The 23,034-nt window shown below is 72.8% G+C and carries 18 protein-coding genes, 1 pseudogene and 1 riboswitch; of the genes and pseudogenes, 7 read left to right on the forward strand and 12 right to left on the reverse strand.

Going from position 1 to position 23,034, the window contains the following annotated elements:
* Positions 1 to 18 precede the first annotated feature (18 nt).
* Positions 19 to 96: riboswitch (ZMP/ZTP riboswitch) on the reverse strand.
* Positions 97 to 98: 2 nt separating this feature from the next.
* Positions 99 to 731 (reverse strand): phosphoribosylglycinamide formyltransferase, encoded by a 633-nt coding sequence (gene purN / locus I601_RS01325; protein ID WP_068105426.1) that lies wholly within the window; start codon positions 729 to 731, stop codon positions 99 to 101.
* A gap of 9 nt (positions 732 to 740) precedes the next feature.
* Positions 741 to 1,994: a cell division protein PerM gene (locus I601_RS01330; RefSeq protein ID WP_068105430.1), complete on the reverse strand. Its 1,254-nt coding sequence runs from the start codon at positions 1,992 to 1,994 to the stop codon at positions 741 to 743.
* A 113-nt stretch (positions 1,995 to 2,107) separates the two neighbouring features.
* Between I601_RS01330 and I601_RS01335 the strand changes: the two genes are divergently transcribed.
* The 3 genes from I601_RS01335 to I601_RS01345 all read left to right on the forward strand — a co-directional run bounded on the left by I601_RS01335 (position 2,108) and on the right by I601_RS01345 (position 5,917).
* Positions 2,108 to 3,970, forward strand: coding sequence for a SigE family RNA polymerase sigma factor (locus I601_RS01335; protein WP_068105433.1), 1,863 nt, complete (start codon positions 2,108 to 2,110; stop codon positions 3,968 to 3,970).
* Between the two features lie 95 nt (positions 3,971 to 4,065).
* A complete protein-coding gene (locus tag I601_RS01340; RefSeq protein WP_068105434.1) occupies positions 4,066 to 4,572 on the forward strand; it encodes an RNA polymerase sigma factor in 507 nt (168 codons plus the stop codon).
* On the forward strand, positions 4,565 to 5,917 hold the full coding sequence (locus I601_RS01345; RefSeq protein ID WP_068105437.1) for a hypothetical protein: 1,353 nt from the start codon (positions 4,565 to 4,567) through the stop codon (positions 5,915 to 5,917). Before I601_RS01340 ends, I601_RS01345 begins: the two co-directional genes overlap by 8 nt.
* 97 nt (positions 5,918 to 6,014) lie before the next feature.
* On the opposite strand, the gene sucD is transcribed toward I601_RS01345, so the two are convergent.
* Positions 6,015 to 6,911, reverse strand: coding sequence for a succinate--CoA ligase subunit alpha (gene sucD / locus I601_RS01350; RefSeq protein ID WP_068105440.1), 897 nt, complete (start codon positions 6,909 to 6,911; stop codon positions 6,015 to 6,017).
* 22 nt (positions 6,912 to 6,933) lie between these two features.
* Positions 6,934 to 8,094, reverse strand: coding sequence for an ADP-forming succinate--CoA ligase subunit beta (gene sucC, locus I601_RS01355; RefSeq protein ID WP_068105450.1), 1,161 nt, complete (start codon positions 8,092 to 8,094; stop codon positions 6,934 to 6,936).
* Positions 8,095 to 8,513: 419 nt separating this feature from the next.
* Between sucC and I601_RS01360 the strand changes: the two genes are divergently transcribed.
* Positions 8,514 to 9,638: a M23 family metallopeptidase gene (locus tag I601_RS01360; protein ID WP_218917731.1), complete on the forward strand. Its 1,125-nt coding sequence runs from the start codon at positions 8,514 to 8,516 to the stop codon at positions 9,636 to 9,638.
* Between the two features lie 17 nt (positions 9,639 to 9,655).
* Here the strand turns inward: I601_RS01360 and pcrA are convergent, their stop codons facing one another.
* From pcrA to I601_RS01395, 7 genes and pseudogenes are all read right to left on the reverse strand, one after another.
* Positions 9,656 to 12,088, reverse strand: coding sequence for a DNA helicase PcrA (gene pcrA, locus I601_RS01365; RefSeq protein WP_084527000.1), 2,433 nt, complete (start codon positions 12,086 to 12,088; stop codon positions 9,656 to 9,658).
* A 48-nt stretch (positions 12,089 to 12,136) separates the two neighbouring features.
* On the reverse strand, positions 12,137 to 14,197 hold the full coding sequence (gene betT / locus I601_RS01370) for a choline BCCT transporter BetT (RefSeq protein WP_068105457.1): 2,061 nt from the start codon (positions 14,195 to 14,197) through the stop codon (positions 12,137 to 12,139).
* A 160-nt stretch (positions 14,198 to 14,357) separates the two neighbouring features.
* Positions 14,358 to 15,941: pseudogene (betA, locus tag I601_RS20640) on the reverse strand (choline dehydrogenase); the annotation flags it as partial.
* Positions 15,938 to 17,458 carry an aldehyde dehydrogenase family protein gene (locus tag I601_RS01380; RefSeq protein WP_068105462.1) on the reverse strand — a complete coding sequence of 507 codons (1,521 nt, stop codon included), beginning with the start codon at positions 17,456 to 17,458 and terminating at the stop codon, positions 15,938 to 15,940. The pseudogene betA and the gene I601_RS01380, both read right to left, overlap by 4 nt.
* Positions 17,459 to 17,540: 82 nt before the next feature.
* Positions 17,541 to 17,897 carry a hypothetical protein gene (locus I601_RS01385; protein WP_068105464.1) on the reverse strand — a complete coding sequence of 119 codons (357 nt, stop codon included), beginning with the start codon at positions 17,895 to 17,897 and terminating at the stop codon, positions 17,541 to 17,543.
* Between the two features lie 26 nt (positions 17,898 to 17,923).
* On the reverse strand, positions 17,924 to 18,583 hold the full coding sequence (locus tag I601_RS01390) for a LuxR C-terminal-related transcriptional regulator (RefSeq protein WP_068105466.1): 660 nt from the start codon (positions 18,581 to 18,583) through the stop codon (positions 17,924 to 17,926).
* Positions 18,580 to 19,869 carry an ATP-binding protein gene (locus I601_RS01395; RefSeq protein WP_084527002.1) on the reverse strand — a complete coding sequence of 430 codons (1,290 nt, stop codon included), beginning with the start codon at positions 19,867 to 19,869 and terminating at the stop codon, positions 18,580 to 18,582. The genes I601_RS01390 and I601_RS01395 overlap by 4 nt, the downstream gene beginning before the upstream one ends.
* 122 nt (positions 19,870 to 19,991) lie before the next feature.
* On the opposite strand from I601_RS01395, the gene I601_RS01400 reads away from it, so the two are divergent.
* Positions 19,992 to 21,113: a PspC domain-containing protein gene (locus I601_RS01400; protein WP_068105468.1), complete on the forward strand. Its 1,122-nt coding sequence runs from the start codon at positions 19,992 to 19,994 to the stop codon at positions 21,111 to 21,113.
* Positions 21,110 to 21,388, forward strand: a complete 279-nt coding sequence (locus I601_RS21025) for a hypothetical protein (protein WP_068105470.1) — start codon at positions 21,110 to 21,112, stop codon at positions 21,386 to 21,388. The genes I601_RS01400 and I601_RS21025 overlap by 4 nt, the downstream gene beginning before the upstream one ends.
* On the opposite strand, the gene I601_RS01410 is transcribed toward I601_RS21025, so the two are convergent.
* A complete protein-coding gene (locus tag I601_RS01410; protein ID WP_068105473.1) occupies positions 21,321 to 22,316 on the reverse strand; it encodes a glycerophosphodiester phosphodiesterase family protein in 996 nt (331 codons plus the stop codon). The two genes, I601_RS21025 and I601_RS01410, sit on opposite strands and share 68 nt — an antisense overlap.
* 83 nt (positions 22,317 to 22,399) lie before the next feature.
* Here I601_RS01410 and I601_RS01415 point away from each other — a divergent pair, with 83 nt between their 5' ends.
* A complete protein-coding gene (locus I601_RS01415) occupies positions 22,400 to 22,948 on the forward strand; it encodes a YbaK/EbsC family protein (RefSeq protein WP_068105476.1) in 549 nt (182 codons plus the stop codon).
* Positions 22,949 to 23,034: the final 86 nt, after the last annotated feature.

Raw genomic sequence — 23,034 nt, forward strand, 5'->3', positions numbered from 1 at the left:
TTCACTCCAGAGTCAGAGGAGGAGCACCCAGGCGGTCGATGCTCCCGACGTCACTCCCTGGTGGTCTGCCCACCTGCGCCAGTCGTGGTGGCTCCAGCCTAGGACATCGAGCGGGTGCTCGCCGAGCCACCCAGCCGCAGCCGGCGACCCTCGACGCTGAACCCCTCACGGACCATCACGCCCACCGAGTCGACGAGCATCGCGCGCTCGGCGGTCTTGATCCGCTCGTGCAGCGTCTCGACGTCGTCGTCGTCCTCGACCGGGACGCCCACCTGGGCCACGATCACCCCGGTGTCGACCCCGGCGTCGACCACGAAGAGCGTGCAGCCGGTGACCTTCACGCCGTACTCCAGCGCGTCGGCGGGCCCACGCATCCCGGGGAAGGACGGCGAGAGCGCCGGGTGGGTGTTCACCGTGCGACCGCCGAAGCGGTCGAGGAACGTCGGCCCGACGAGCTTCATGAACCCGGCCAGGACCACCAGGTCGGGTCGGTGCGCGGCGACGGCGTCGGCGAGGGCGGCGTCCCAGGCAGCGCGGTCGGTGTGGTCCCGCACCCGCTCGACGAAGGTCGGCACCCCGGCCCGCTCGGCGCGCGCCAGGCCCTCGATGTCGTCGCGGTCCGCGCCGACCGCGACCACCTCGGCGGCGTACGCCGGGTCGGCGCAGGCGTCGAGCAGGGCCTGCAGGTTGGTGCCGGAACCGGAGACGAGGACGACGAGACGCGCTGGCACGCGCCGACTCTAACCGGCGTCGGCGGCGGCCAGAGCGCGGCGGTGCCAGGCGGTGGCGAGCAGACCACCCACGAGTCCGCCGAGACCGAAGGAGACGATCGCGTGCACCATCACCTCACCGGCGAACGGGCCGACGTCGCGCATCCGGCCCGGACCGACCGCTCCCCCGGCGAGCGCCGCCAGCAGCGCGAAGCCGACGCCGGCCAGGGCGCCACCGACGCAGCCGCGCAGGGCACCCTCGTCCCACCGCAGGGTGGGGGTGCGCCGCATCGCGCGGGCCACCACGACCGCAGCGAGCACGGGCGGCAGGGCGACGAGCGCGTTGGTCCAGGCCGGGGTGGTGCCGCTGTCGGGCAGCGCGGCCAGCATCGGGAACATCGGGAGCGGACCGAGCGCGACCGCGGACGGCGAGACGAGGGTGCCGGCCCCGACGGTGAACCCGGGGCCCATCAGGTAGGAGCCGGCGAAGCCGACGGCGTTGGGCACCAGCACGAGGCTGAGCGCGACCACGAGCACGGCGTCGCCGGCGCTGGTGTGCAGCTGCGACATCACGTTGGCGGCGGTGCCGACGTCGAGCAGGAACGCAGCCACCAGCGCGAGCGTCGAGAGCAGCAGCCAGGTGAGCAGCAGCCGCCGGGCGATGCCGAGGGCGGCCACCAGCGTCGCCGGCACGTACGACGTCCAGATCGCGGCCCGCCCGGAGCCCACGGCCAGCGCCGGGAGACCGATGACCAGGCACAGGCCGATCGTCCACAGCACCACTCCCGCGGTGCCGGGCGACGTCTGCGGCGTGGCGGCCAGCGCGAGGGTCACGACGCCGACGACGGCGTAGCCGAGGGTGAGGAAGAGCCCGGCCAGGGGCACGGTCCAGTCCCGCTCGCCGTCGCTGATCGCGTCGGCGTCGGGGCCGCGACCGGAGACGGCGGCGCCGACGCGCAGCCCGGAGCGCCACAGGAACCAGGCGGCCAGCAGGGTGATCCCGAGCGGCACCGCCGTGACGGCGACCCCCTCGACCTGGACCCCCGACCCGTGGGCCATCAGCCAGGTCAGCGCACCCACGCGCATCCCGTCGCTGGGGGTCCCGTGGGCGCCGGCGTCGACCAGGAACCAGCCGCTGACGCCGAGCGCGAGGCAGACCAGCAGCGGTCCCAGCGCGGCGCCGGCACCCCCGAGGGCTGCGAGCACGGCCAAGGGCCACCGGTGCCGCGGGGCGGCGGGGCCGGTGGTGCGCGTGGTCGGGGAACCGGTCAGCAGCGACGTCATGACCTCTCCATCCTCGCCCGCGAGGAACACCCAACGGCGCCGCCACGCCGCGCCGCCGCGCCTCGTCGCCCGACTCGCCCGGTGGCGCGGCGACCCCGTAACGTGGAGCCGCCATGAAGGATCCCGAGGAGTTCGACGCGTTCTACAAGGACGCGCGCGAACGGCTGCTGCTGCAGGCCTACGCCCTGACCGGCGACCTGCCGGCCGCCCGCTCCGCGGTGCGCGACGGCTTCGTGCTCGCCTGGCACCACTGGCGCAAGGTGAACCGGTCGGAGTCGGCCGAGGCCTGGGTGCGCCCGCACGTGTGGCAGCACGCGCACCGACGCCACACCGCCCGCGTCTGGCACCGTGAGAAGGGCCTCACCGCCGACGTCAAGGCGACCCTGGACGCCCTGGGTCGCCTCACCACGACCCAGCGCCGGGTGCTCCTGCTGGCCCACCTCGCGACCACGAGCATGCCCGAGCTCGCCCGCGAGGTCGGCCTCACCGACGAGACGGCCGCACGCGAGCTGCAGCACGCCACCGCGCAGTTCTCCCTGCACCGCGAGGTGCCCAGCCCCCAGGTCGCGCTGCTCCTGCGGCGCCTCGAGTCCGTGACCGCCGAGGTCCGCTGGCCCCGGGCCAGCATCGTGCGCCGCGCCGGCACCGCGCGCCGGCGCACGCACACCTTCGTCGGCGTGGCCGCCACCGTCGCGGCCGTCGCGGTCGCAGGCACGCTGCTCACCGACCCCTCCGGCCTGCACCCGACCCTGGACCGGGCCGCTGTCGCCGTGCCCGGCGCGTCCCCCTCCCCCGTCTCGCCGAGCAGCGGAGCGCTGGCGCCGGCCGCCGAGCCGCTGCCCGAGTCCGCGATGCTCCCGGCCGGGGCGGTCGCCGCCCGCGTGCCCGGCCGCGGCTGGACCACCGTCGACACCACCGACAACACCGCCGGCGACGGGCTGTCGCTGCCGTGCCGAGCCAGCAGGTACGCCGACCCCCAGGCCGTCGACGCGCTGGTGCGCGAGTTCAGCGTCACCGCTGAGAAGGGGAAGCCGGCCCGGGTGGCCTGGCAGGCCACCGAGGTCTCGCGCCACCGCAAGGCGGCGAAGGCCGGTTTCCGCTCGGTCGAGAAGTGGTACTCCGGGTGCACCGAGGGCCGCACCCAGCTCCTGCGCACCAGCACGGTCGAGAACGTCGGCGACGAGGCGGTGCAGATGGTGCTGCGCGACTGGGCCGACCCGGTGCGCACCTACGTGCTCGGCGTGGCCCGCTCCGGCCGCTACGTCACCACCACGCTGACCTCCGCCCGCGGCACCAACATCGAGAACCCGTCCGGCAACGCCGTCCTGCTCGGCACCGCCGTCGACGCCCTGTGCGACCTCGGCCCCGGCGGCGCGTGCACCGGCAAGGTCGGGCTCAGCCCGCGCGACGCCGAGCCCGTGGGCGACGCTCCCCGGATGCTGGTCGAGACCGACCTACCGCCGGTGAGCACCGTCTCCCGCCCGTGGGTCGCCAGCCGCGCCACCAAGCCGCGCGGCAACAACCCCGCCGCCACCCGCTGCGACCAGACGGTCTTCGTGGGCAAGGTCGGCGGCAAGGCGGTGCGCGAGGCCGCCACCCGCACCTACCTGGTCCCCGGCGCGAAGCTGCCGCTCGAGTTCGGGCTCAGCGAGACCATCGGCACGCTGCCCGCCCAGCAGGCCGGCGGCTTCGTCGACGCCGTACGCCGCAAGATGGCCGGCTGCGAGGACCGCGAGCTCGGCTCCGACGTGACCTCGACGCTGTCGCGGTCCAAGGGCGACACCGAGCTGCACACGTGGCGCGTGAGCATCGAGGTCTCCGAGAACACCGACGTCCGCTACGACATGGCAGTAGGCCGCGTCGGCGGCCGGATCTTCCAGGTCGCGTTCGTCCCGACGGCGAAGGTGCAGATGGCCGACGGCGCCTTCGCCGCCCTGGCCGAGCGGGCGCTCGAGCGCCTCCGTGCGGCTTCCTGAGCCGACCTGCGCGACTTTCTCCTCCTGCGGTGCAACCGTGGAGGCCCTCCGGGCGTACTCCTGTGTAGGAACCATGAGGAGATGAGGGCAGGTCGATGGACGAACGCGAGTTCGACGACTTCTACACCGCCTCGTACCCCCGCGTCGTCGCGCAGGTCTACGCCATGATCGGCAACCGCGACGAGGCCGAGGAGTGCGTGCAGGAGGCGTTCGTGAAGGCGTGGTCGCACCGGCGCAAGCTGGACCGCGCCGAGCATCCCGAGGCGTGGGTGCGCACCACCGCCCACCGGCTCGCCGTGAGCCGCTGGCGCCGGACGAGGCTGGGACGTCGGCCCGTGGACCGTGCGGTCGGCGCCCCGGTGACCACCGCGCCGCCCGGCGAGGCCCACGTGGCCCTGGTCCGCGCCCTCGAGCAGCTGCCCGAGGCCCAGCGCCGCACCCTGGTCCTGCACCACATCGCCGACCTGCCGGTGCACGAGGTGGCACGCGAGCTCGGCGTGCCCGAGGGCACCGTGAAGGCCCGGCTCTCCCGGGGGCGCGCCGCGCTGGCCACCCTCCTCGCTGACGACGACGGACTCCAGGAGGGGACCAGTCATGCCTGACGACGACGTGTTCGCCACCTACAAGGACCTAGGGGTCTCCGTGCACCCGCTGCCTGCCTCCGAAGTACGCCGCCGCGGTGACCGGATGCGCCGGCGCCGCACGGCCCTCGCCACCGTCGGCATCGTCGCGGCCGTCGGCGTGCTCGTCGCGACCCCGCTCGCACTCGTCGCCGGCGGCGACGACTCCTCACGACCGATCGACCCGGCGGCGCCCAGCACGGTCGAGTGGCGCACCACCGTGCCCGACGACTTCCCGCTGGCCTCGGGGATGCCGGACGGGGCGGAGCGCTCCGCCGACTACGCCCAGCAGGTCGTGGGCCCCTGCGGCGGCCCCGGCTTCACCGCCGAGGGGGCGCTGGACACCGAGGACGTGATCTGGACCGACGGCGTCGAGGCCTCCGAGCAGCGCGCCCTGGCCGTCTACGCCGACGACACGGCCGCCGCAGCGGCCCTCGACGACGTCCGTGAGCAGCTGGGCGCCTGCGAGGAGCCGTCGGAGCGGGGCGACTCGATCGCCGCCGCGGAGCAGCCCTCCGACCTGGGAGAGGAGTCGTTCGTGTTCGTCAACGAGTGGTACGCCGCCGGGGAGCCCACGGGCGAGGCCCACGTGAACCAGCTGGTGCGGGTCGGCAACGCCGTGCTCTACGACAACGCCAACTTCGGCGGCGCCGGCGACCCGGCCGTCGTCGACCTCACGGTCGCGCAGACGCGCGAGGACTCGGCGTACGCCGTCTCCTCGATGTGCGTCTTCGCCGCGGACCCGTGCTCGGAGCCCCCGGCGGAGCCAGGGACGACCGAGGACGCCCCGAGCATCCCGGCCGGCTTCGCCCTCGACGCCGGTCTCGCGCCGGACGGCGACAGCCAGGCGGTCGGACCGTCGGCCGACGGCGACGGCGTCGACCTCTCCTCGATGTGCGACACCCTGAGCAGCACGTGGCCCGCGGCTCCCGTCGACCGTCTGGCCTACGCCCTGTCGGGCCCGGAGTCCCTGCGGGTGCGCGAGCTGGCGACGTACCCGTCGCCGGAGCGCGCCGCCGGGGTGCTGGCGGGCGTGCAGGACGCCGTGGCAGCCTGCACGGCGGCCGGAGGCACCTCGGACGGAGCCACCGCCTGGACCGAGCTGGAGCCCGACGGGGCGCCCCCGGACTCGGTGACCTTCGCGCAGTACCAGAGCGACGGCGGGATCGGGGGCGTGGTCTACCAGCTCACCCGGGTCGGCCCTGCCGTCCTGGCCACGAGCTGGGCAGCGGAGTGGTCGATGCGGACGCTGGAGCCGGGGGTGGCCGACCTCACCGCCGAGAACGCGCCCGTGGTCGAGCAGATGGTGGCCGCGTTCGGCGACTGAGCCGCCAGCGCCAGCGACAGTGACAGTGACAGGGGAGGTTCTCCGGCACCAGGTGCCGGGGAACCTCCCCTGTCGGTCGTGCTGGGTGCTGCGGGGCTCAGAGAGCCTTGAGGATCTCGCGCATCAGCTCAGCGGTCTCGGACGGCGTCTTGCCGACCTTCACACCGGCCGCCTCGAGGGCGTCCTTCTTGCCCTGCGCGGTGCCCGCACCGGAGGAGACGATGGCGCCGGCGTGGCCCATGGTCTTGCCCTCGGGGGCGGTGAAGCCGGCCACGTAGCCGACGACCGGCTTGGTGACGTGCTCCTTGATGTAGGCCGCCGCACGCTCCTCGGCGTCGCCGCCGATCTCGCCGATCATCACGATCGCCTTGGTGTCGGGGTCCGCCTCGAACGCCTCGAGGGCGTCGATGTGGGTGGTCCCGATGACCGGGTCGCCGCCGATGCCGATGGCGGTCGAGAAGCCGAAGTCACGCAGCTCGAACATCATCTGGTAGGTCAGCGTGCCGGACTTGGAGACCAGGCCCACGGGGCCCTTGCCGGCGATGGTGGCGGGCGTGATGCCGGCCAGCGCCTCGCCGGGCGTGATGATGCCGGGGCAGTTGGGCCCGATCATCCGGGTCTTCTTGCCGTCGAGGTAGGCGAAGACCTCGGCGGAGTCCTGCACCGGGACGCCCTCGGTGATGACCACGAGCAGGCCGATGCCCGCGTCGATGGCCTCGATGCAGGCGTCCTTGGTGAAGGCGGGCGGGACGAACGCGACGGAGACGTCGGCGCCGGTCTGGGCCATCGCCTCCTCGACGGTCGCGAAGACGGGCAGCTCGACGTCGTTGCCGTCAGCGTCCTGGTGGGTCACGGTCGTGCCGGCCTTGCGGGCGTTGACGCCGCCCACGACCTGCGTGCCGGACTTCATCATCAGGCGGGTGTGCTTGGTGCCCTCACCGCCGGTGATGCCCTGGACGATGACCTTCGAGTCCTTGTTGAGGTAGATCGACATAGTTCTTGAGTCCTCGTTCTTCTCAGGCGTTCGCCAGCTCGGCGGCCTTGTCGGCCGCGCCGTCCATGGTCTCCACCAGCGTCACCAGGGGGTGGTTCTTCTCCTCCAGGATGCGGCGGCCCTCCTCGACGTTGTTGCCGTCGAGGCGCACGACCAGGGGCTTGGAGGCCTCGTCACCGAGGATGTCCAGGGCGCCCACGATGCCGTCGGCGACCGCGTCGCAGGAGGTGATGCCGCCGAAGACGTTGACGAAGACGCTCTTGACCTGCGGGTCGTTGAGGATCACGTCGAGGCCGTTGGCCATCACCGTGGCGGACGCGCCGCCACCGATGTCGAGGAAGTTGGCGGGCTTGACGCCGCCGTGCTTCTCGCCGGCGTAGGCGACGACGTCGAGGGTCGACATGACCAGACCCGCGCCGTTGCCGATGATGCCGACCTCGCCGTCGAGCTTGACGTAGTTCAGGCCCATGGCCTTGGCCTTCGCCTCGAGCGGGTCGGCCGCGTCCTTGTCCTCGAACTCGGCGTGGTCCTCGTGACGGAACTCGGCGTTCTCGTCGAGGGTGACCTTGCCGTCGAGAGCCTCGAGCTTGTCGCCGGCCAGGCGGGCCAGCGGGTTGACCTCGACGAGGGTGGCGTCCTCCTCCACGAAGGTCTTCCACAGACCCAGGACCGTCTGCACGGCCTGGTCGGTGAGCACCTCGGGGAAGCCGGCCTCGGCCACGATCGAGCGGGCCTTCGCCTCGTCGACACCGGTCGCCGGGTCGATCGCGATCTGCTTGACGGCGTCGGGGTTGGTCTTGGCGACCTCCTCGATCTCCACGCCACCCTCGACCGAGGCGATGCACAGGTAGCTGCGGTTCGCGCGGTCGAGCAGGAAGGAGAAGTAGTACTCCTCCTCGATGCTGGCGGCAGGCGCGATGAGGACCCGGTGGACCGTCAGGTCCTTGATCTCCATGCCCAGGATGTTCGACGCGTGCTCGAAGGCCTCGTCGGGGGTCTTGGCCAGCTTGACGCCGCCGGCCTTGCCACGCCCGCCGGCCTTGACCTGCGCCTTGACGACGACGACGCCGAGCTTCTCAGCGGCTGCCTTCGCCTCCTCGGGGGTCGTGGCGACGATTCCCTCGGTCACCGGAACGTTGTGCTTGGCGAAGAGCTTCTTCGCCTGGAACTCCATCAGGTCCACTGATCCACCAGTTCTCTAGTCATCGATTGCACTCACCGGTGCAGTCGGACACCTGCACCCTGGTTGTCTCCGCGGCACACTAGACCTGCTTCCCCGTACAGGACGAGGCGTGACCCCGTCGACGTGATGGAGGTCATGTGACGCGCGGGTAACACCGGGATGCCCGTGAGGTGTCATCGAGGGGTGTCGAACGGGGTGTCACCGGAGCGCCGCGCACCCCCTCTCACCAGGCGGGACCGGTCCAGACCAGGCAGGAGCACCGGCGCCGGGCCGTGACCCTGGCCCCTCCGGTGGGTTGTCCACACCAGTACGGACCAGTTTTCCTGCCTGTGGCTGATCCGTTAGAGTTCCTGACCGTTGCGCCCGAACACCTTTCGGGCCTGCGTCCCCCGACCTCGACGAACCCGGAGCCCCCACGCATGGGTCACCACCGAGCAGAGCGCCACGACTCCGGTCGCGGCGACGCCGGGACCTTGTTGACGGCGCAGCCGTACGTCGGACGCCGTCGTGCGATGAGCCCCGAGCCGGTCGCGCCCGTCCCGGCCGCGACCCCCGCGCCGTACGTCGGTCGTCGCCGCGCCGCCGCTCCGGAGGCCGCACCTGCCGTCGACACGACCGCGGACGCCGATCTCGACACCGGGACCATCGAGCGGGTCCTGGCCGAGCTCGAGCCGGTGGACCACACCACGTCCTTCGCCAGCGACCAGACCATGTCGCTGCCCCTGTCCGCGCTGGGCGCGGCCGAGATCCCCTCCCCTGCCCCCGCAGGCCGGCGCCGGGCGGTCAAGGCCGCAGCGAAGCCGACGATCCTGCGTCGCATCCCCTCCGTGCCGGTGCTCCTCGGGGTCGCGGCCCTGGCCGTGTCCGTGGGCGGCGTGCTGACCACCACCGGCGGCGCCGACACCGAGCTCGCCGCTGCCGCGCCCACCAAGCTCACGCAGGCCGGCGCCCTGACCGGCTCGGTCGGCCAGGAGACCGTCATCCTGGGTCGCAAGGCCGTCGTGAGCCGCGACTCCTCCCGCGACGCCCTCGAGGACGCCGCCGGCGGCAAGCTCGCCGCCCAGGTCGAGCAGCAGGCCGAGCAGCGCAACGCCGAGCTCTCCAACCTGGCCGCGGCCGCCGAGAAGCACGCCAAGGTCCTCGAGAAGAACCTCTGGCAGCTCCCGTTGTCCGGCTACCGGCTCACCGCCGAGTACGGCGACTACGGCCTGTGGGCCAACTACCACACCGGTCTCGACTTCGCGGCGCCCTCCGGCACCCCGCTGTACGCGATCGCCAACGGCGTCATCACCTCCGCCGGCTACGACGGCGCGTACGGCAACAAGACCGTGCTCACGCTCGAGGACGGCACCGAGCTCTGGTACGCCCACCAGACCTCCATCGGGGTCTCCGTCGGAGACAACGTCACCGCCGGCCAGACCATCGGCAGCGTCGGCGCGACCGGCAACGTCACGGGCCCGCACCTGCACCTCGAGGTCCGCCCCGGCGGCGGCGACCCGGTGGACCCCTACGCGGCCCTCGCGGCCCGCGGCATCACTCCCTGACCCAGCCCTCCCGCGGGTCAGAGCTTCTCGACGGGGGCGTAGCGCAGCAGCAGGCGCTTGACGCCCTCGGAGCCGAAGTCGATGGACGCGACCGACTTGTCGCCGCCACCCTCGACGGACACGACGGTGCCCATCCCGAAGGAGTCGTGCAGGACCCGGTCGCCCGGGTCGAGCGCCGGGATCTCGCGGGCCGGCTTCTTGGCCTTCGCCGCAGCGTCGGCACGAGCGGCGGCCGAGGAGAAGTTGCGGCGCCCCGCCGACGTGGGTGCGCCGGTGCTGCCGCGCTGGCCTCCCCACGACCCGCTCACGTCGGGCCGTGACCAGCTGGTCTGTGCGGCCTCGGTGCGCTTCCAGTCGATGAGGTCGACCGGCAGCTCGTCGATGAAGCGGGACGGCGGGTTGTGCGAGGGGGCGCCCCACGCGGAGCGCACCAGCGCCCGCGACAGGTGCAGGCGCTCGCGGGCGCGGGTGATGCCGACGTACGCGAGCCGGCGCTCCTCCTCGAGCTCGCTCTGGTCGCCCAGTGCCCGGGAGTGCGGGAAGACGCCGTCCTCGAGCCCGGTGAGGAAGACGACCGGGAACTCCAGGCCCTTGGCGGTGTGCAGCGTCATCAGCGTGACGACACCGGTGTGCTCGGGGTCGTCGTCGGGGATCTGGTCGGTGTCGGCCACCAGCGCCACCCGCTCGAGGAAGTCACCGAGGCCCGGGGGCACCGGCTCGTCGGCGGGGTCGACGGAGGGTCCCGGCTGGGGGTCCTCCGTGAACTCGCGCGCGACCGCGACCAGCTCGGCGAGGTTCTCGAGCCGGGTCTCGTCCTGCGGGTCGTCGGACTCCTCCAGCGCGGTGAGGTAGCCGGACCGGGCCAGCACCGACTCGAGCACGACGTCGGGCCGCTCGCCGCCCTCCACCATCGAGGACAGCTCCTGGACCATGTGCACGAAGCCCCGGATGTTCGTCAGCGAGCGGGTCGCCAGCCCGGGGGCCTCCTCGGCCCGCAGCAGCGCCTCCCAGAACGTGGTCTCGTCACGCTCGGCCAGCGCGTTCACGCAGGCGACCGCGCGGTCGCCGATGCCGCGCTTGGGTGTGTTGAGGATGCGGCGCAGCGAGACCTGGTCGTCGGGGTTGGCCAGCATCCGCAGGTAGGCCAGGGCGTCCCGGACCTCACGGCGCTCGTAGAAGCGGACCCCGCCCACGACCTTGTAGGGCTGCCCGGTGCGGACGAAGACCTCCTCGAGCACCCGCGACTGGGCGTTCGTCCGGTAGAAGATCGCCACGTCGCCGGCGCGCACGCCGGCGTCGGTGAGGGTGTCGATGCGCTCGGAGATGAAACGGGCCTCGTCACGCTCGTCGTCGGCGACGTAGCCGACGATCCGCTCCCCCTCCCCCGCGTCCGACCACAACCGCTTGGGCTTGCGGCCGCGGTTGTTGCCGATGACCGCGTTCGCCGCGGTCAGGATCGTCTGGGTGGAGCGGTAGTTCTGCTCCAGCAGGATCGAGGTGGCGTCGGGGAAGTCCTGCTCGAAGTCGAGGATGTTGCGGATGTTGGCGCCACGGAACGCGTAGATCGACTGGTCGGCGTCGCCGACGACCATCAGCTCGGCCGGGGCGATCCGCTCGGCGCTCGCCCCCTCGTGCAACGGAGCCTCGGGCTGCTCGGCGCAGAGCTGGCCGATGAGCGCGTACTGCGCGTGGTTGGTGTCCTGGTACTCGTCGACCAGGACGTGGCGGAAGCGGCGCCGGTAGGTCTCCCGGACGTCCGGGAACTCCTGGAAGAGCCGGACCGTCGACATGATCAGGTCGTCGAAGTCGAGCGCGTTGGCCTGGCGCAGCCGGCGCTGGTAGAGCGAGTAGACCGAGGCGTAGGTCTCCTCGAGCTTGTTGCGGCTCTCGGCCGCGACCTGCTCGGGGTCGCGCAGCTCGTTCTTGTGGTCGGAGACCCAGTGCAGCATCGCGCCGGGCTGGTAGCGCTTGGGATCGAGGTCGAGGTCGTTGCAGACCAGCGTCATCAGCCGCTTCTGGTCGGCGGCGTCGTAGATCGAGAAGTTCGACTTCCAGCCCAGCTTGTCGGCCTCCTTGCGCAGGATGCGCACGCAGGCGGAGTGGAAGGTGGAGACCCACATGATCCGCGCGCGGCGCCCGACGAGGTCCTCGACGCGCTCCTTCATCTCGGCCGCGGCCTTGTTGGTGAAGGTGATGGCCAGCACCGAGCCGGGGTGCGCCCCGCGCTCGGAGATCAGCCAGGCGATCCGCCGGGTCAGCACCCGCGTCTTGCCCGATCCCGCCCCCGCCACGACCAGCAGCGGCGCGCCCTCGTGGACCACGGCGGCGCGCTGGGGGTCGTTGAGGCCCTCCAGCAGCGCTTCGCGCGAGGGGCCGCCACGACGGGTGGCTGACTCCTCGGAGGCGGGTCGCAGGTGCTCGAATCCGGGCAGGGTGGTGGGCTCGCTCATGCTGGCCTCAGCCTACGTGCGAGCACCCCCACCCCGCCCGGGCGGTCCTCAGAGCCCGGCGTCGTCCGCGCGGCGCAGGAACTCCAGGTGCCGCTCGTACTGGTCGAGCACGTCGTCGATGAGCTGGGTGTGGCTGTAGCCCATCACGTCGTACTCCTGACCGCCGTCGCGCAGGTGCACCTCGAGGCGGCAGTAGACGTCGTTGCCGCGCGGCGCCCAGCCGCCGTACGCCGGGATGGGCGCGGTGCGCCGCTGCACCTTGTAGTGGAACGCCAGGGCGGCTCCGACGTCGGCGACCAGCTCGACGGCCGGCTCCCCCGTCTCGTCGACGAGGGAGGCCACCTCGGCCGCCACCCCCTGCTCCCGCAGCTCGACGGAGACCTCCTCCAGCGCCGGCACGACGACCGTGGCGACGAACTCCTCGACCCGGGCGCGGGTGGGGAACGTCATCACCCGTCGCATCCGCGACTGCCACGGCACGTGGCGCCGCGGGTCGGCGGCCGAGCTGCGTCCCGACAGCGCGCCCGGGAGCGCGCTCCTGCGGCTGTCGGCCATGTGTCCCTCGAGCGAGAGCGCCTTGTAGAGCCCCCACATCACGGCGAGCATCACGAAGGCGAAGGGCAGCCCGACGATGACGGTGGCGTACTGCAGCGCGTAGATGCTGCCCGCGGCGAGGATCGCCAGGGTCAGCGCACCGGTGGTGACGGCCCAGAAGATCCGCAGGCCGGCCGACGAGTCGTCGTTGACGGAGCGCAGCCGCGAGGTCAGGTTGCCCATGACCAACGCGCCGGAGTCAGCGGACGTGACGTAGAACAGGAGCCCGACCAGGATCGCCAACGACGCGACGACCGGGAACGCGGGGTACTCCTGCAGGAGCGCCCACAGGCCCTCGGAGGGGTCGATCGCCTCGGCGGCCGCCTCGGCGAAGTCGGCGTTGCCGGTGCGGATCTCACCGATCGCGGCGTTGCCGAAGATCGACACCCACATCAGGATGTAGCTGAACGGGATGATCATGGTGCCGGCGACGAACTGCTTGATGGTGCGCCCCCGCGAGATGCGGGCCAGGAAGAGCCCCACGAAGGCGGCCCAGGCGATCCACCAGGCCCAGAAGAACAGGGTCCAGAAGCTCATCCAGTCGCCGGTGTCCTCGTAGGCGAAGGTCTGCATCGTCATGTCCGGGAACAGCCGGGCGTAGTCGCCGACGTTGAGCACCAGCGCGTTGAGCAGGTACGCCGTGCGGCCGGTGACGAGCACGTAGACCGCGAGCAGGATCGCGAGCAGCACGTTGAGCTGGGAGATCCGCTTGATGCCCTTCTCGATGCCGCTGACGGCCGAGAAGGTGGCGATCGCGACCGCCAGCACGATCAGGGCGCTCTGGGTCGCGAGGCCCTGCGGGATCCCGAAGACCACGTTGAGCCCGACGTTGAGGCTGACGACGCCGATCCCCAGCGAGGTGGCCACGCCGAAGATGGTGCCGATCACCGCCGCGGTGTCGACGGCGTGCCCGATCGGTCCGTCGACCTTCTTGCCGATCAACGGGAAGAGCGCCGAGCGCACCGCGAGCGGGAGGTTCATCCGGTAGGCGAAGTAGGCCAGCGCCATGCCCATCAGTGCGTACATGCCCCACCCGGAGATGCCGTAGTGGAACAGCGTCCACACGGTCGCCTCCCGGGCCGCCGTGACGGTCTCGGCCTGGGTGGAGGGCGGGGCGAGGTACTGCGTGACCGGCTCGTAGACGGCGAAGAACATCAGGTCGGTGCCGATGCCGGCCGCGAAGAGCATCGCCGCCCAGGCGCCCGTGGAGAACTCGGGCTTGCTGTGCTCGGGGCCGAGCCGGACCGAGCCGTAGCGCGAGAACCCGAGGTAGATCACGAACAGCAGGACCATCGTCGTCAGGGCGATGTAGAACCAGCCGAACCAGGTCGACACCCAGCCGACCCAGCTCTCCATGGTGCTGAAGGCGTGGTCCGGCGCGACGACGCACCACAGCGTCATCGCCAGGGCGATCACCGCCGAGGGGACGAAGACCGGCAGGTTGATGCGGCTCGCGGGGACGTCCGCCGGGTCGGGGACGACCCGCCCGGTGCTGCCCGTGGTGTCGGTGCTCATCGCTGGCCCCCATGGTCCCGGCGGGCTGGTTGCTGCCCCGGACGGTGCCGGGCGCCGCGTCGTTGCGCGGGTCGCCCTCCGGGTAGAGCGGCATCCCGGCGCCGTGGCGGTACCACGGCACCTCGAGCGGGGCGAGCGGCTCGTTGCCCGCGATCAGGTCCGCGGCCTTCTCGGCCAGCATCATCACCGGCGCGTAGATGTTGCCGTTGGTGACGTAGGGCATCACCGAGGCGTCGACGACGCGCAGGCCGTCGATGCCGTGCACCCGCATGGTGCTCGGGTCCACCACCGACATGTCGTCGGTGCCCATCTTGGCGGTGCACGAGGGGTGCAGCGCGGTCTCGGCGTCCTCGGCCACCCAGTCCAGGATCTCCTGGTCGGTGCTGACCCCCGGCCCCGGCGAGATCTCCCCGGCCGAGAAGGCCGAGAACGCCGGCTGCTCGAGGATGTCTCGAGCGGCGCGGACCATCTCGATCCACTCCTGGCGGTCGCGCTCGGTCGAGAGGTAGTTGAACTGCAGCGCCGGGTGCTCGAGCGGGTCGCGGCTCTTGATCCTCAGCGAGCCCCGCACGTCGGAGTACATCGGCCCGATGTGGACCTGGTAGCCGTGCTCGGCGGCCGGCTTCGAGCCGTCGTACCGGATCGCGATCGGCAGGAAGTGGAACATCAGGTTGGGGTAGGCGACCTCGTCGTTGCTGCGGATGAAACCGCCTGCCTCGAAGTGGTTGGAGGCGCCGACGCCGCGCCGGCCGAAGAGCCACTCGGCGCCGATGCGCGGCTTGTGGCGGTGCTTGAGCCACGGCGCGATCGAGACCGGCTGCTTGGCGGCGTGCTGGATGTAGACCTCGAGGTGGTCCTGCATGTTCTCCCCGACGCCCGGCAGGTCGGCCACGACGTCGATGCCCAGGCCGCGCAGGTGCTCGGCGGGCCCGATCCCCGAGAGCTGGAGCAGCTGCGGGGAGTTGATCGCGCCGCCGCAGAGGACCACCTCGCCGGCATCGACGCTGCGCTTCAAGCGACCCCCGCGCACGTAGTCGACGCCGGTGACGCGCGTGCCCTGCATCCGCAGCCCGGTGACCATCGCCAGGGTCTGCACGTCGAGGTTCTTGCGCTTCATCACGGGGTGCAGGTAGGCCTGGCTGGCGCTGAGCCGGCGGCCGCGGTGCACGTTGCGGTCGAACTTCGCGAAGCCCTCCTGCCGGTAGCCGTTGACGTCGTCAGTCAGCGGGTGCCCGGCCTGCTGGACCGCCTCGAAGAACGCTCCGAAGAGCGGAGAAGTGGCCGGGCCGCGCTCGAGCACCAGCGGCCCCGAGCCGCCGCGCCAGGCGTCGGCGCCCGCGGTGGTGGTCTCCATCCGCTTGAAGTAGGGCAGGCAGTGCGCGTAGTCCCACTGCTCCATGCCGGTGTCGGCGGCCCAGCGCTCGTAGTCGGAGGGGTTGCCGCGCTGGAAGATCATCCCGTTGATCGAGGACGAGCCGCCCAGCACCTTGCCACGCGCGTGGTAGACCCGCCGCCCGCCCATGTGCGGCTCGGGCTCCGACTCGTACTTCCAGTCGTAGAGCCGGTTGCCGATCGGGTACGGCAGCGCCGCCGGCATGTGGATGAACGGGTCCAGCTTGGTGTCGTTGCGACCGGCCTCGAGGACCAGCACGCTGGTCGAGGGATCCGCGGAGAGCCGGTTGGCCAGCGCGGAGCCGGCCGAGCCGCCCCCGACGATGACGTAGTCGTAGCGCTTGGTGCTCACGCCTGGGTGTCCTCTCGCTCGTCCGAGAACCAACCCGCGCGCGCGGGCCGGGTGTTGTGCCAGATGTGCTTGGTCTCGCGGTACTCCTCGAGACCGGCGATCCCGAGCTCGCGCCCGGTGCCGCTCTGCTTGTAGCCGCCCCACTCCGCCTGGGCGACGTACGGGTGGTAGTCGTTGATCCAGATCGTGCCGTGGCGCAGCCGCGAGGCGACCCGCTCGGCGCGACCGGCGTCGCTGGTCCACACCGCCCCGGCCAGGCCGTAGACGGTGTCGTTGGCGATCGAGACCGCCGCCTCCTCACGGGCGTCGGCGTCCTCACCGGTGAAGCGCTCCACGGTCAGGACGGGGCCGAAGCTCTCCTCCTGCACGCACGACATGTCGGCCGAGCAGTCGTCGAGGATCGTGGGCAGGTAGTAGAACCCCTCCGCCAGCCCAGCGGCGTACCCCGCCCCCTCGGGCCGGCCGCCGCCGACGCGCAGCGTGGCGCCCTCCGCGATCCCGGCCGCGACGTAGGCCTCCACCTTGTCGCGGTGCGCGGCGCTGATCAGCGGGCCGGTCTCGGCGTCGTCGTCGAAAGGACCGCCCAGACGGATCCGGCCGGCCCGGCGCACCAGCTCGTCGACGACCTGGTCGTGGACGGTGTCCTCGACGACCAGGCGGGCGCCGGCGGAGCAGACCTGGCCCGAGTCCAGGAAGACGGCCGTGAGCGCGTTGTCGATCGCGGCGTCGAGGTCGGCGTCGGCGAAGATCACGTTGGGGTTCTTGCCGCCGAGCTCGAGCGCGACCTTCTTGACGGTCGGTGCCGCGGCGACCATCACCCGCCGGCCGGTGACGACACCACCGGTGAAGGAGACGAGGTCGACCTCGGGGGCCTCGGTGAGCGTCGGTCCGACGCGGTCGCCGGCGCCGAGCACCAGGTTGGCCACGCCGTCCGGGAGACCGGCGTCGCTCAGCGCGCCCATCAGCCAGATCGCCGTCGAGGGGGTCAGCTCGCTGGGCTTGAGGATGAAGGTGTTGCCCGCGGCCAGGCAGGGTGCGACCTTCCAGGAGGTCTGCAGCAGCGGGTAGTTCCACGGCGTGATGAGCGTGCACACGCCGATCGGCTCGTGCACGACCCGGCTGACCACGCCGGGCATGCCGGCGTCGACCACGCGGCCGGCCTCGCCCTGGGCCAGCGAGGCGAAGTGCCGGAACACCGACACGATGTCGTCGACGTCGATCTGCGACTCGACGAACCGCTTGCCGGTGTCGAGCGACTCCAGCCGCGCCACCTCGTCCTTGTCGGCCTCGAGGCGGTCGGCGAGCCGGTGCAGCAGCGCCGCCCGCTCCGGCGCCGGGGTGTGCGGCCAGGGGCCGTTGTCGAAGGCGCTGCGGGCGGCGACGACCGCAGCGACCGCGTCCTGCTCACCGCCCTCGGAGACCGTGACGACGTGGTGCCCGTCGGCCGGGCAGTGGATGTCTCGGGTGGCACCGTCGGCGGCGTCGCGCCAGGTGCCATCGATGTAGAGGTGGGGCATGGGACTCCTCGGGGGTTCGGCGTCTGAAGAGACCTACGACCGAACCGGAACCAGAGGTGTTACGTCAAGCGGGCCCCACCGCTCACACGTGCGCGGAGGACCAGAAGACCGCGACGGCGATGTTGACCACCGTGAGCCCCAGGATGCTTCCCCACACGGCCTGCGAGATCTGCTCCTTCTTCACGTTGGCCATGACGAGGCCGAGGATGACCAGGCCGACGACGAGCTTCACGGCGACCTTGGCGTGGTCGGGCGAGGTGTCGCCGGCCTCGAGGACGCCCACCAGGGCCAGGCCGGCGACGAAGGCGGTGCCGGCGCCGTCGCGCATCAACGAGTTCACGCGCTTGGGGCCGGGCCCGGCCTGGGTGAGCAGCCCGCCGAACAGGGCGGCGAAGCCGAGGATGTGCACGAACAGCAGGATCAGTCGAAGGGTGTCCACGGCCGTGATCCTAGGGCGCGAGGCGCTCAGAGCAGACGGCGGTCCGAGGCCCATCGGGTCAGCTCGTGACGTGACGAGAGCTGCAGCTTGCGCAGCACGCTGGACATGTGGGTCTCCACCGTCTTGACGGAGATGAAGAGCTCGCCGGCCACCTCGCGGTAGGAGTAGCCGCGGGCGATCAGGCGCATCACCTCGCGCTCGCGCTCGGTGAGCCGGTCGAGGTCCTCGTCGACCGCGGCGACCTCGATGGTGCCGGCGAAGGCGTCCAGGACGAAGCCGGCGAGGCGCGGCGAGAAGACGGCGTCGCCCTCGGCCACGCGGCACACCGCGTCCACGAGCTCGGGGCCGGTGATCGTCTTGGTGACGTAGCCGCGCGCACCGCCGCGGATGGTGCCGATCACGTCCTCGGCGGCGTCGCTCACCGAGAGGGCGAGGTAGCGGGTGGCGCCGGCGCGGTCGCGCCGCATCACCTCCACCCCACCGCCGCCGGGCAGGTGCACGTCGAGCAGCACCACGTCGGGGGCGTGCTCGGCGACCACGGCCACCGCCTCGTCGGCGTCGGCGGCCTCGCCGACCACCTCGACCCGGCCCTGGCCCACCGCGGCCAGCTCGGCGCGCACGCCGGTGCGGAACATGGCGTGGTCGTCGACGACCACGACCCGGACGAGTCCGACGGGGGTGCTCATGGGTCCTCCTGGGGGGTGCGGGGCAGGTGCAGGCGCACCTCGGTGCCGGCGCCCGGCGTGGTGCGGACCTCGGCGGTACCGCCGTGGCGCTGCATCCGGTCGATGATGCTGTGCCGCACCCCGTGCCGGTCCAGCGGCACCGCGGCGAGGTCGAAACCACCGCCCCGGTCGCGCACGAAGACCTCGACGGAGCGCTCGTCGACCTCGGCGTAGACGTCGACCCGGTCGACGCCGGCATGGCGCGCTGCGTTGCCCAGGGCCTCCCCCGCCGCCGCGACGACCGGTCGCAGCGTGTCGTCGAGGACCGCGTCCCCGACCGTGACCACGTCGACGTGCACGTCGTGGGTGTCCTCGACCGCAGCGGCCGCGGCCCTCAGCGCCCCGCTGACGGTGCCGGCCGTGTCCCCGTCGCCCTCGAACAGCCAGGTGCGCAGCTCGCGCTCCTGGGCCCGGGCCAGCCGGGCCACCGCTGCGGCGTCGTCGGCGGAGCGCTGGATGAGCGCCAGGGTCTGCAGGACCGAGTCGTGCAGGTGGGCCGCGACGTCGGCGCGCTCCTGGCTGCGCACCCGCTCCTCGCGCTCCGCGGTCAGGTCGAAGGCCAGGCGGTAGACCCACGGGCCGACCACGACCGCGATCCCCACCACCCCGAGCAGGGCCGCCAGGAACAGGTCGCGCGCCACGGTGCCAGCCCCGCCGAGCAGAGCCACGAGCACGACCGCCAGCGCGACCAGCAGGAGGCCCAGGACCACGCGGGCGTACGACGCCCAGCCCCCGGAGCCCAGGACGACCCGGAGCGGGGCGATCGAGCCCGTGGTGTCGAGCCAGCGCTCGCGCTGCGCCTCGTCCGCCTGGCGCCACAGCAGCGCGACGCCGACCAGGCCGATGACCACCGGCCACAGGAACGCGCCCCTGCCGAGGACGGCCTCGAGGCTCAGCAGCACCCCGAGGCCGAGCGCGGCGAGCGCGACCGCTGGGCCGACGTCGCCGAGCCGACGGCGGCGGCGACCGGGTCGACGACCGCCGCGGCGGGCACCCTCCAGGCCCGGGGCCTCGCGCTCGAAGCGGGTGTCGGCCGGCAGCACCAGCCACAGCCCGGCGTACAGCGCCACCCCGAGCCCTCCGGCCGCCGCGGCGACCAGGAACCCGACCCGCACCCAGAGCACCGGGGCGCCCAGGTGGCGCGCCAGACCGGCGGCCACCCCACCGACCACGAGGTCCTGGGTGTCACGGAAGGCCTGGCGCGGCGCGGGGTGCACCGGGTCGCGGAGCTGCGGGGTCTGGGTCATGTCCCGACCATCGTCGCACCGCCTCGAGCACCCGACCATGAGGGAGACCCCCGGGATCCGCACCCCCAGGACCAGGGTGTTCCCCGATGGCGCCGGACCCCTCCTGCCGCCAGGCTCGACCCATGACCACCACACCCCCCGAGGCACCCGAGGACAGCGAGGGCCCGCGCGTCAGTGGCGCCGAGGTCCGCGACCTGGCGCGGCTGCGCCGCTCGACCACCGACCGCAAGATCGCCGGCGTCGCCGGCGGCCTGGGCCGCCACCTCGACATCGACCCCGTGATCGTCCGGGTGCTCCTGGTGGTGCTGATCTTCTTCGGCGGCGCCGGTCTGATCGTGTACGCCGCCTGCTGGCTGTTCGTCCCCGAGGACGACGCCGGCGCGGCACCGGTGCGGCTCGACGACCGCAGCCGCACGGTCGTGCTGCTGCTGGTCGGCGGGCTGGCCGTCCTGGCGCTGCTCAGCGACGTGCTCGGCGGCTCGGGCGGGGACGACTGGTGGTTCCTGTGGCCGCTGCTGGTCGTGGGGCTGCTGGTCGCGTGGTTCGTGACCCGGAGGGACCGCCGCAGCGCGGCGGCCACCGGTGGGGGCCCGCCGGCCGCAGCCGGCCCGACCGCACCTCTCCCGGCCCCGCGCGCACCGCGACGCCGCGGACCGCTGCTCCTGGGCTTCACCCTGGCGCTGATCGCCCTGGCCGTGGGGGTGCTGGGCACCGTCGACCTGGCGGGTGCCTCGGTCCCGGCGGCGACGTACCCCGCGACGGCGCTGGCGGTCGTGGGCCTGATGCTGGTCATCGGCGCGTTCTTCGGTCGCGCCGGCGGACTGATCCTCGTCGGGCTGCTGCTCCTGCCGGTCCTGGGCGTGGCCTCGGCGGCCGACCACTCCGACGGCGAGGACCTGCTCCGGGTGCCTGCCACGGCCGCCGGCCTGGCCGACGCCTACCGGCTCAACGCCGGCGAGATGGTCATCGACCTCAGCGAGGTGAGCGACCTGGAGGAGCTCGACGGACGCACCCTGACCCTCGACGTCGACCTGGGGCGGATCGAGGTGATCGTGCCCGCCGGTCTCGAGGTCCGCGGCGAGGCGGCCGTCAGCGGTCCGGGCCACATCGACCTCTTCGGCAACGAGGCCGGCGGCATCGACACCACGCTGACCAGCACCAGTCCCGACCGGGACGCCGACGCACCACTGCTGAGGATCGACGCCGAGATCGGCGTCGGCCAGATCGAGATGAGGACCCGATGAGCGAGCACGAGACCGAGCCGACGACGGAGCAGGGCTTCTGGGCGCAGGGACGCCACCCGGTCAACGTCGGGCAGCTGGTGATGGGGCTGGCGTTCCTGGGCCTGGTCACCGTCTGGGTGCTGCTGAGCGCCGACGTGGCCGACGGCGACGCGCTGAGCTGGCTGCTGCCGGTCCCGTGGCTGGTCGCCGGAGCGGCCGGGCTGCTGGCTACGACCCTCGGCGCGGCGCGACGTCGCGGTCCCGCGCAGCCAGCACCAGGTCAGGATGGTCGGTGATCAGGCCGTCCACCCCGAGGTCCAGCAGCAGCGAGGCGTAGCCGGCGAGGTCGCCGTGCGCCTCCTGGCCGCGGTACGGCGCCGGCAGGTAGGCCGCCTCCGCGCGCAGCGTCCACACGTGCACCGTGAGCCACTCGCGGTGGGCGTCGCGCACCAGCGGGCTGGCCACCATCGTCCCGGCGACGTCGCGGACGACCAGGTTGTGCCGGGCCCCGATGCCGTCGGCGTACCGCTCGATCTCGGCGAGGCCGGCCGGGCCCACCGGGGCGTCGAGGAGCTGGATCAGCGGGACCCGCAGCACCGGCGCGAGGCTGCGCAGCACCGCCGACTCCAGGGACATCACGCTGACGCGGGAGCGCGCGTGGTCGAGGCCGTGGCGGCGCAGGTCGTCGACGAGCGGCTGCTCGAGCGACAGGCCGCGGGCCGCCGACCAGGCGGCGTCCTTGAGCTCGACCAGGACGCCGATGCTGCGCCCGCGGGCGGCCGACTCCTCGGCGAGCATGGTGAGCACCTCGTCGAAGGTCGGCACCGGGTGCAGGCCGTCGTGGGCGGCCGAGCCGGGCCGCAGTTCGGGCAGCCGCTCGCGGGCGCTGAGGCGGCGTACCTCGTCGAGGGTGAGGTCGTCGGCGAACCAGCCCGTGGCCTCGCGGCCGTTGACGACCTTGGTGGTGCGACGGTCGGCAAGCTCGGGGTGCTCGGCGACGTCGGTGGTGAGGGAGAGCTCCTGCTCGTGGCGCGCGAGGAGCACGCCGTCGAGGGTGCTGACCAGGTCGAGCTCGATGTCGTCGGCGCCGAGGTCGATGGCTGCGCGGTAGGCGGCCAGGGTGTGCTCGGGCAGGTAGCCGCTGGCGCCGCGGTGGGCCACGACGGCGGGGGTCACCGCGAGGGAGGGCGGGTGCCGGAGCGTGGGGTGCTGCTGCAGGGTCACGGCTCCCAGCGTGCGTGACGACCGGGACCCCCCGGTGACCTCCGGGTGAACGACCGGTGAGGGCTGGGCGGCAGGATGGCCACATGGCTCTCCCGACCCTCGGCGCGCTGCAGGCGCTGCCCGTGCGCGACCACCTCGACCTGCTGGCGGCCCCGGTGGCCGCCGCCCTGCGCGACTGGGCGCACATCGACGAGGTCGCGGTCGTGGCCATCGACCCGGACCTCGCGGACACCGCCGCGCTCTCCGCGGCCTACGACCTGCCGATGAGCACCGGCGCGAACTGCGTGGTCGTCTCCGGCAGGCGTGCCGGGGAGGAACGGGTCGCCGCCTGCGTCGTGCGCGCCGACACCCGCGCCGACGTGAACAACCTGGTCAAGCGGACCCTCGACGTGCGCAAGTGCTCCTTCCTGCCGATGGAGCGCGCGACCGAGGAGAGCGGCATGGAGTACGGCGGCATCACCCCCGCCGGTCTGCCCCGCGCCTGGCGGGTGCTGGTCGACCCCCGCGTCGCCGACATCGACGTCGCCGTCCTCGGCTCCGGCCTGCGCCGCTCCAAGCTGCTCGTCCCCGGACACCTCGTCGCCGCCCTCCCCGGCGCCGAGACCGTCGAGGGCCTCGCCCTCGAGTCGTAGGTCGACCCTCCCGCCCCACTGCTCGACCGACGATCTGCGTGTGGGGCTGCTCACCGCGAAAAGAATTCGTGGCGGACCGGTCCGGG

Origin of the sequence: Nocardioides dokdonensis FR1436 (assembly GCF_001653335.1) — a bacterium.
In the GTDB taxonomy this organism is placed as follows: Bacteria; Actinomycetota; Actinomycetes; order Propionibacteriales; family Nocardioidaceae; genus Nocardioides; species Nocardioides dokdonensis.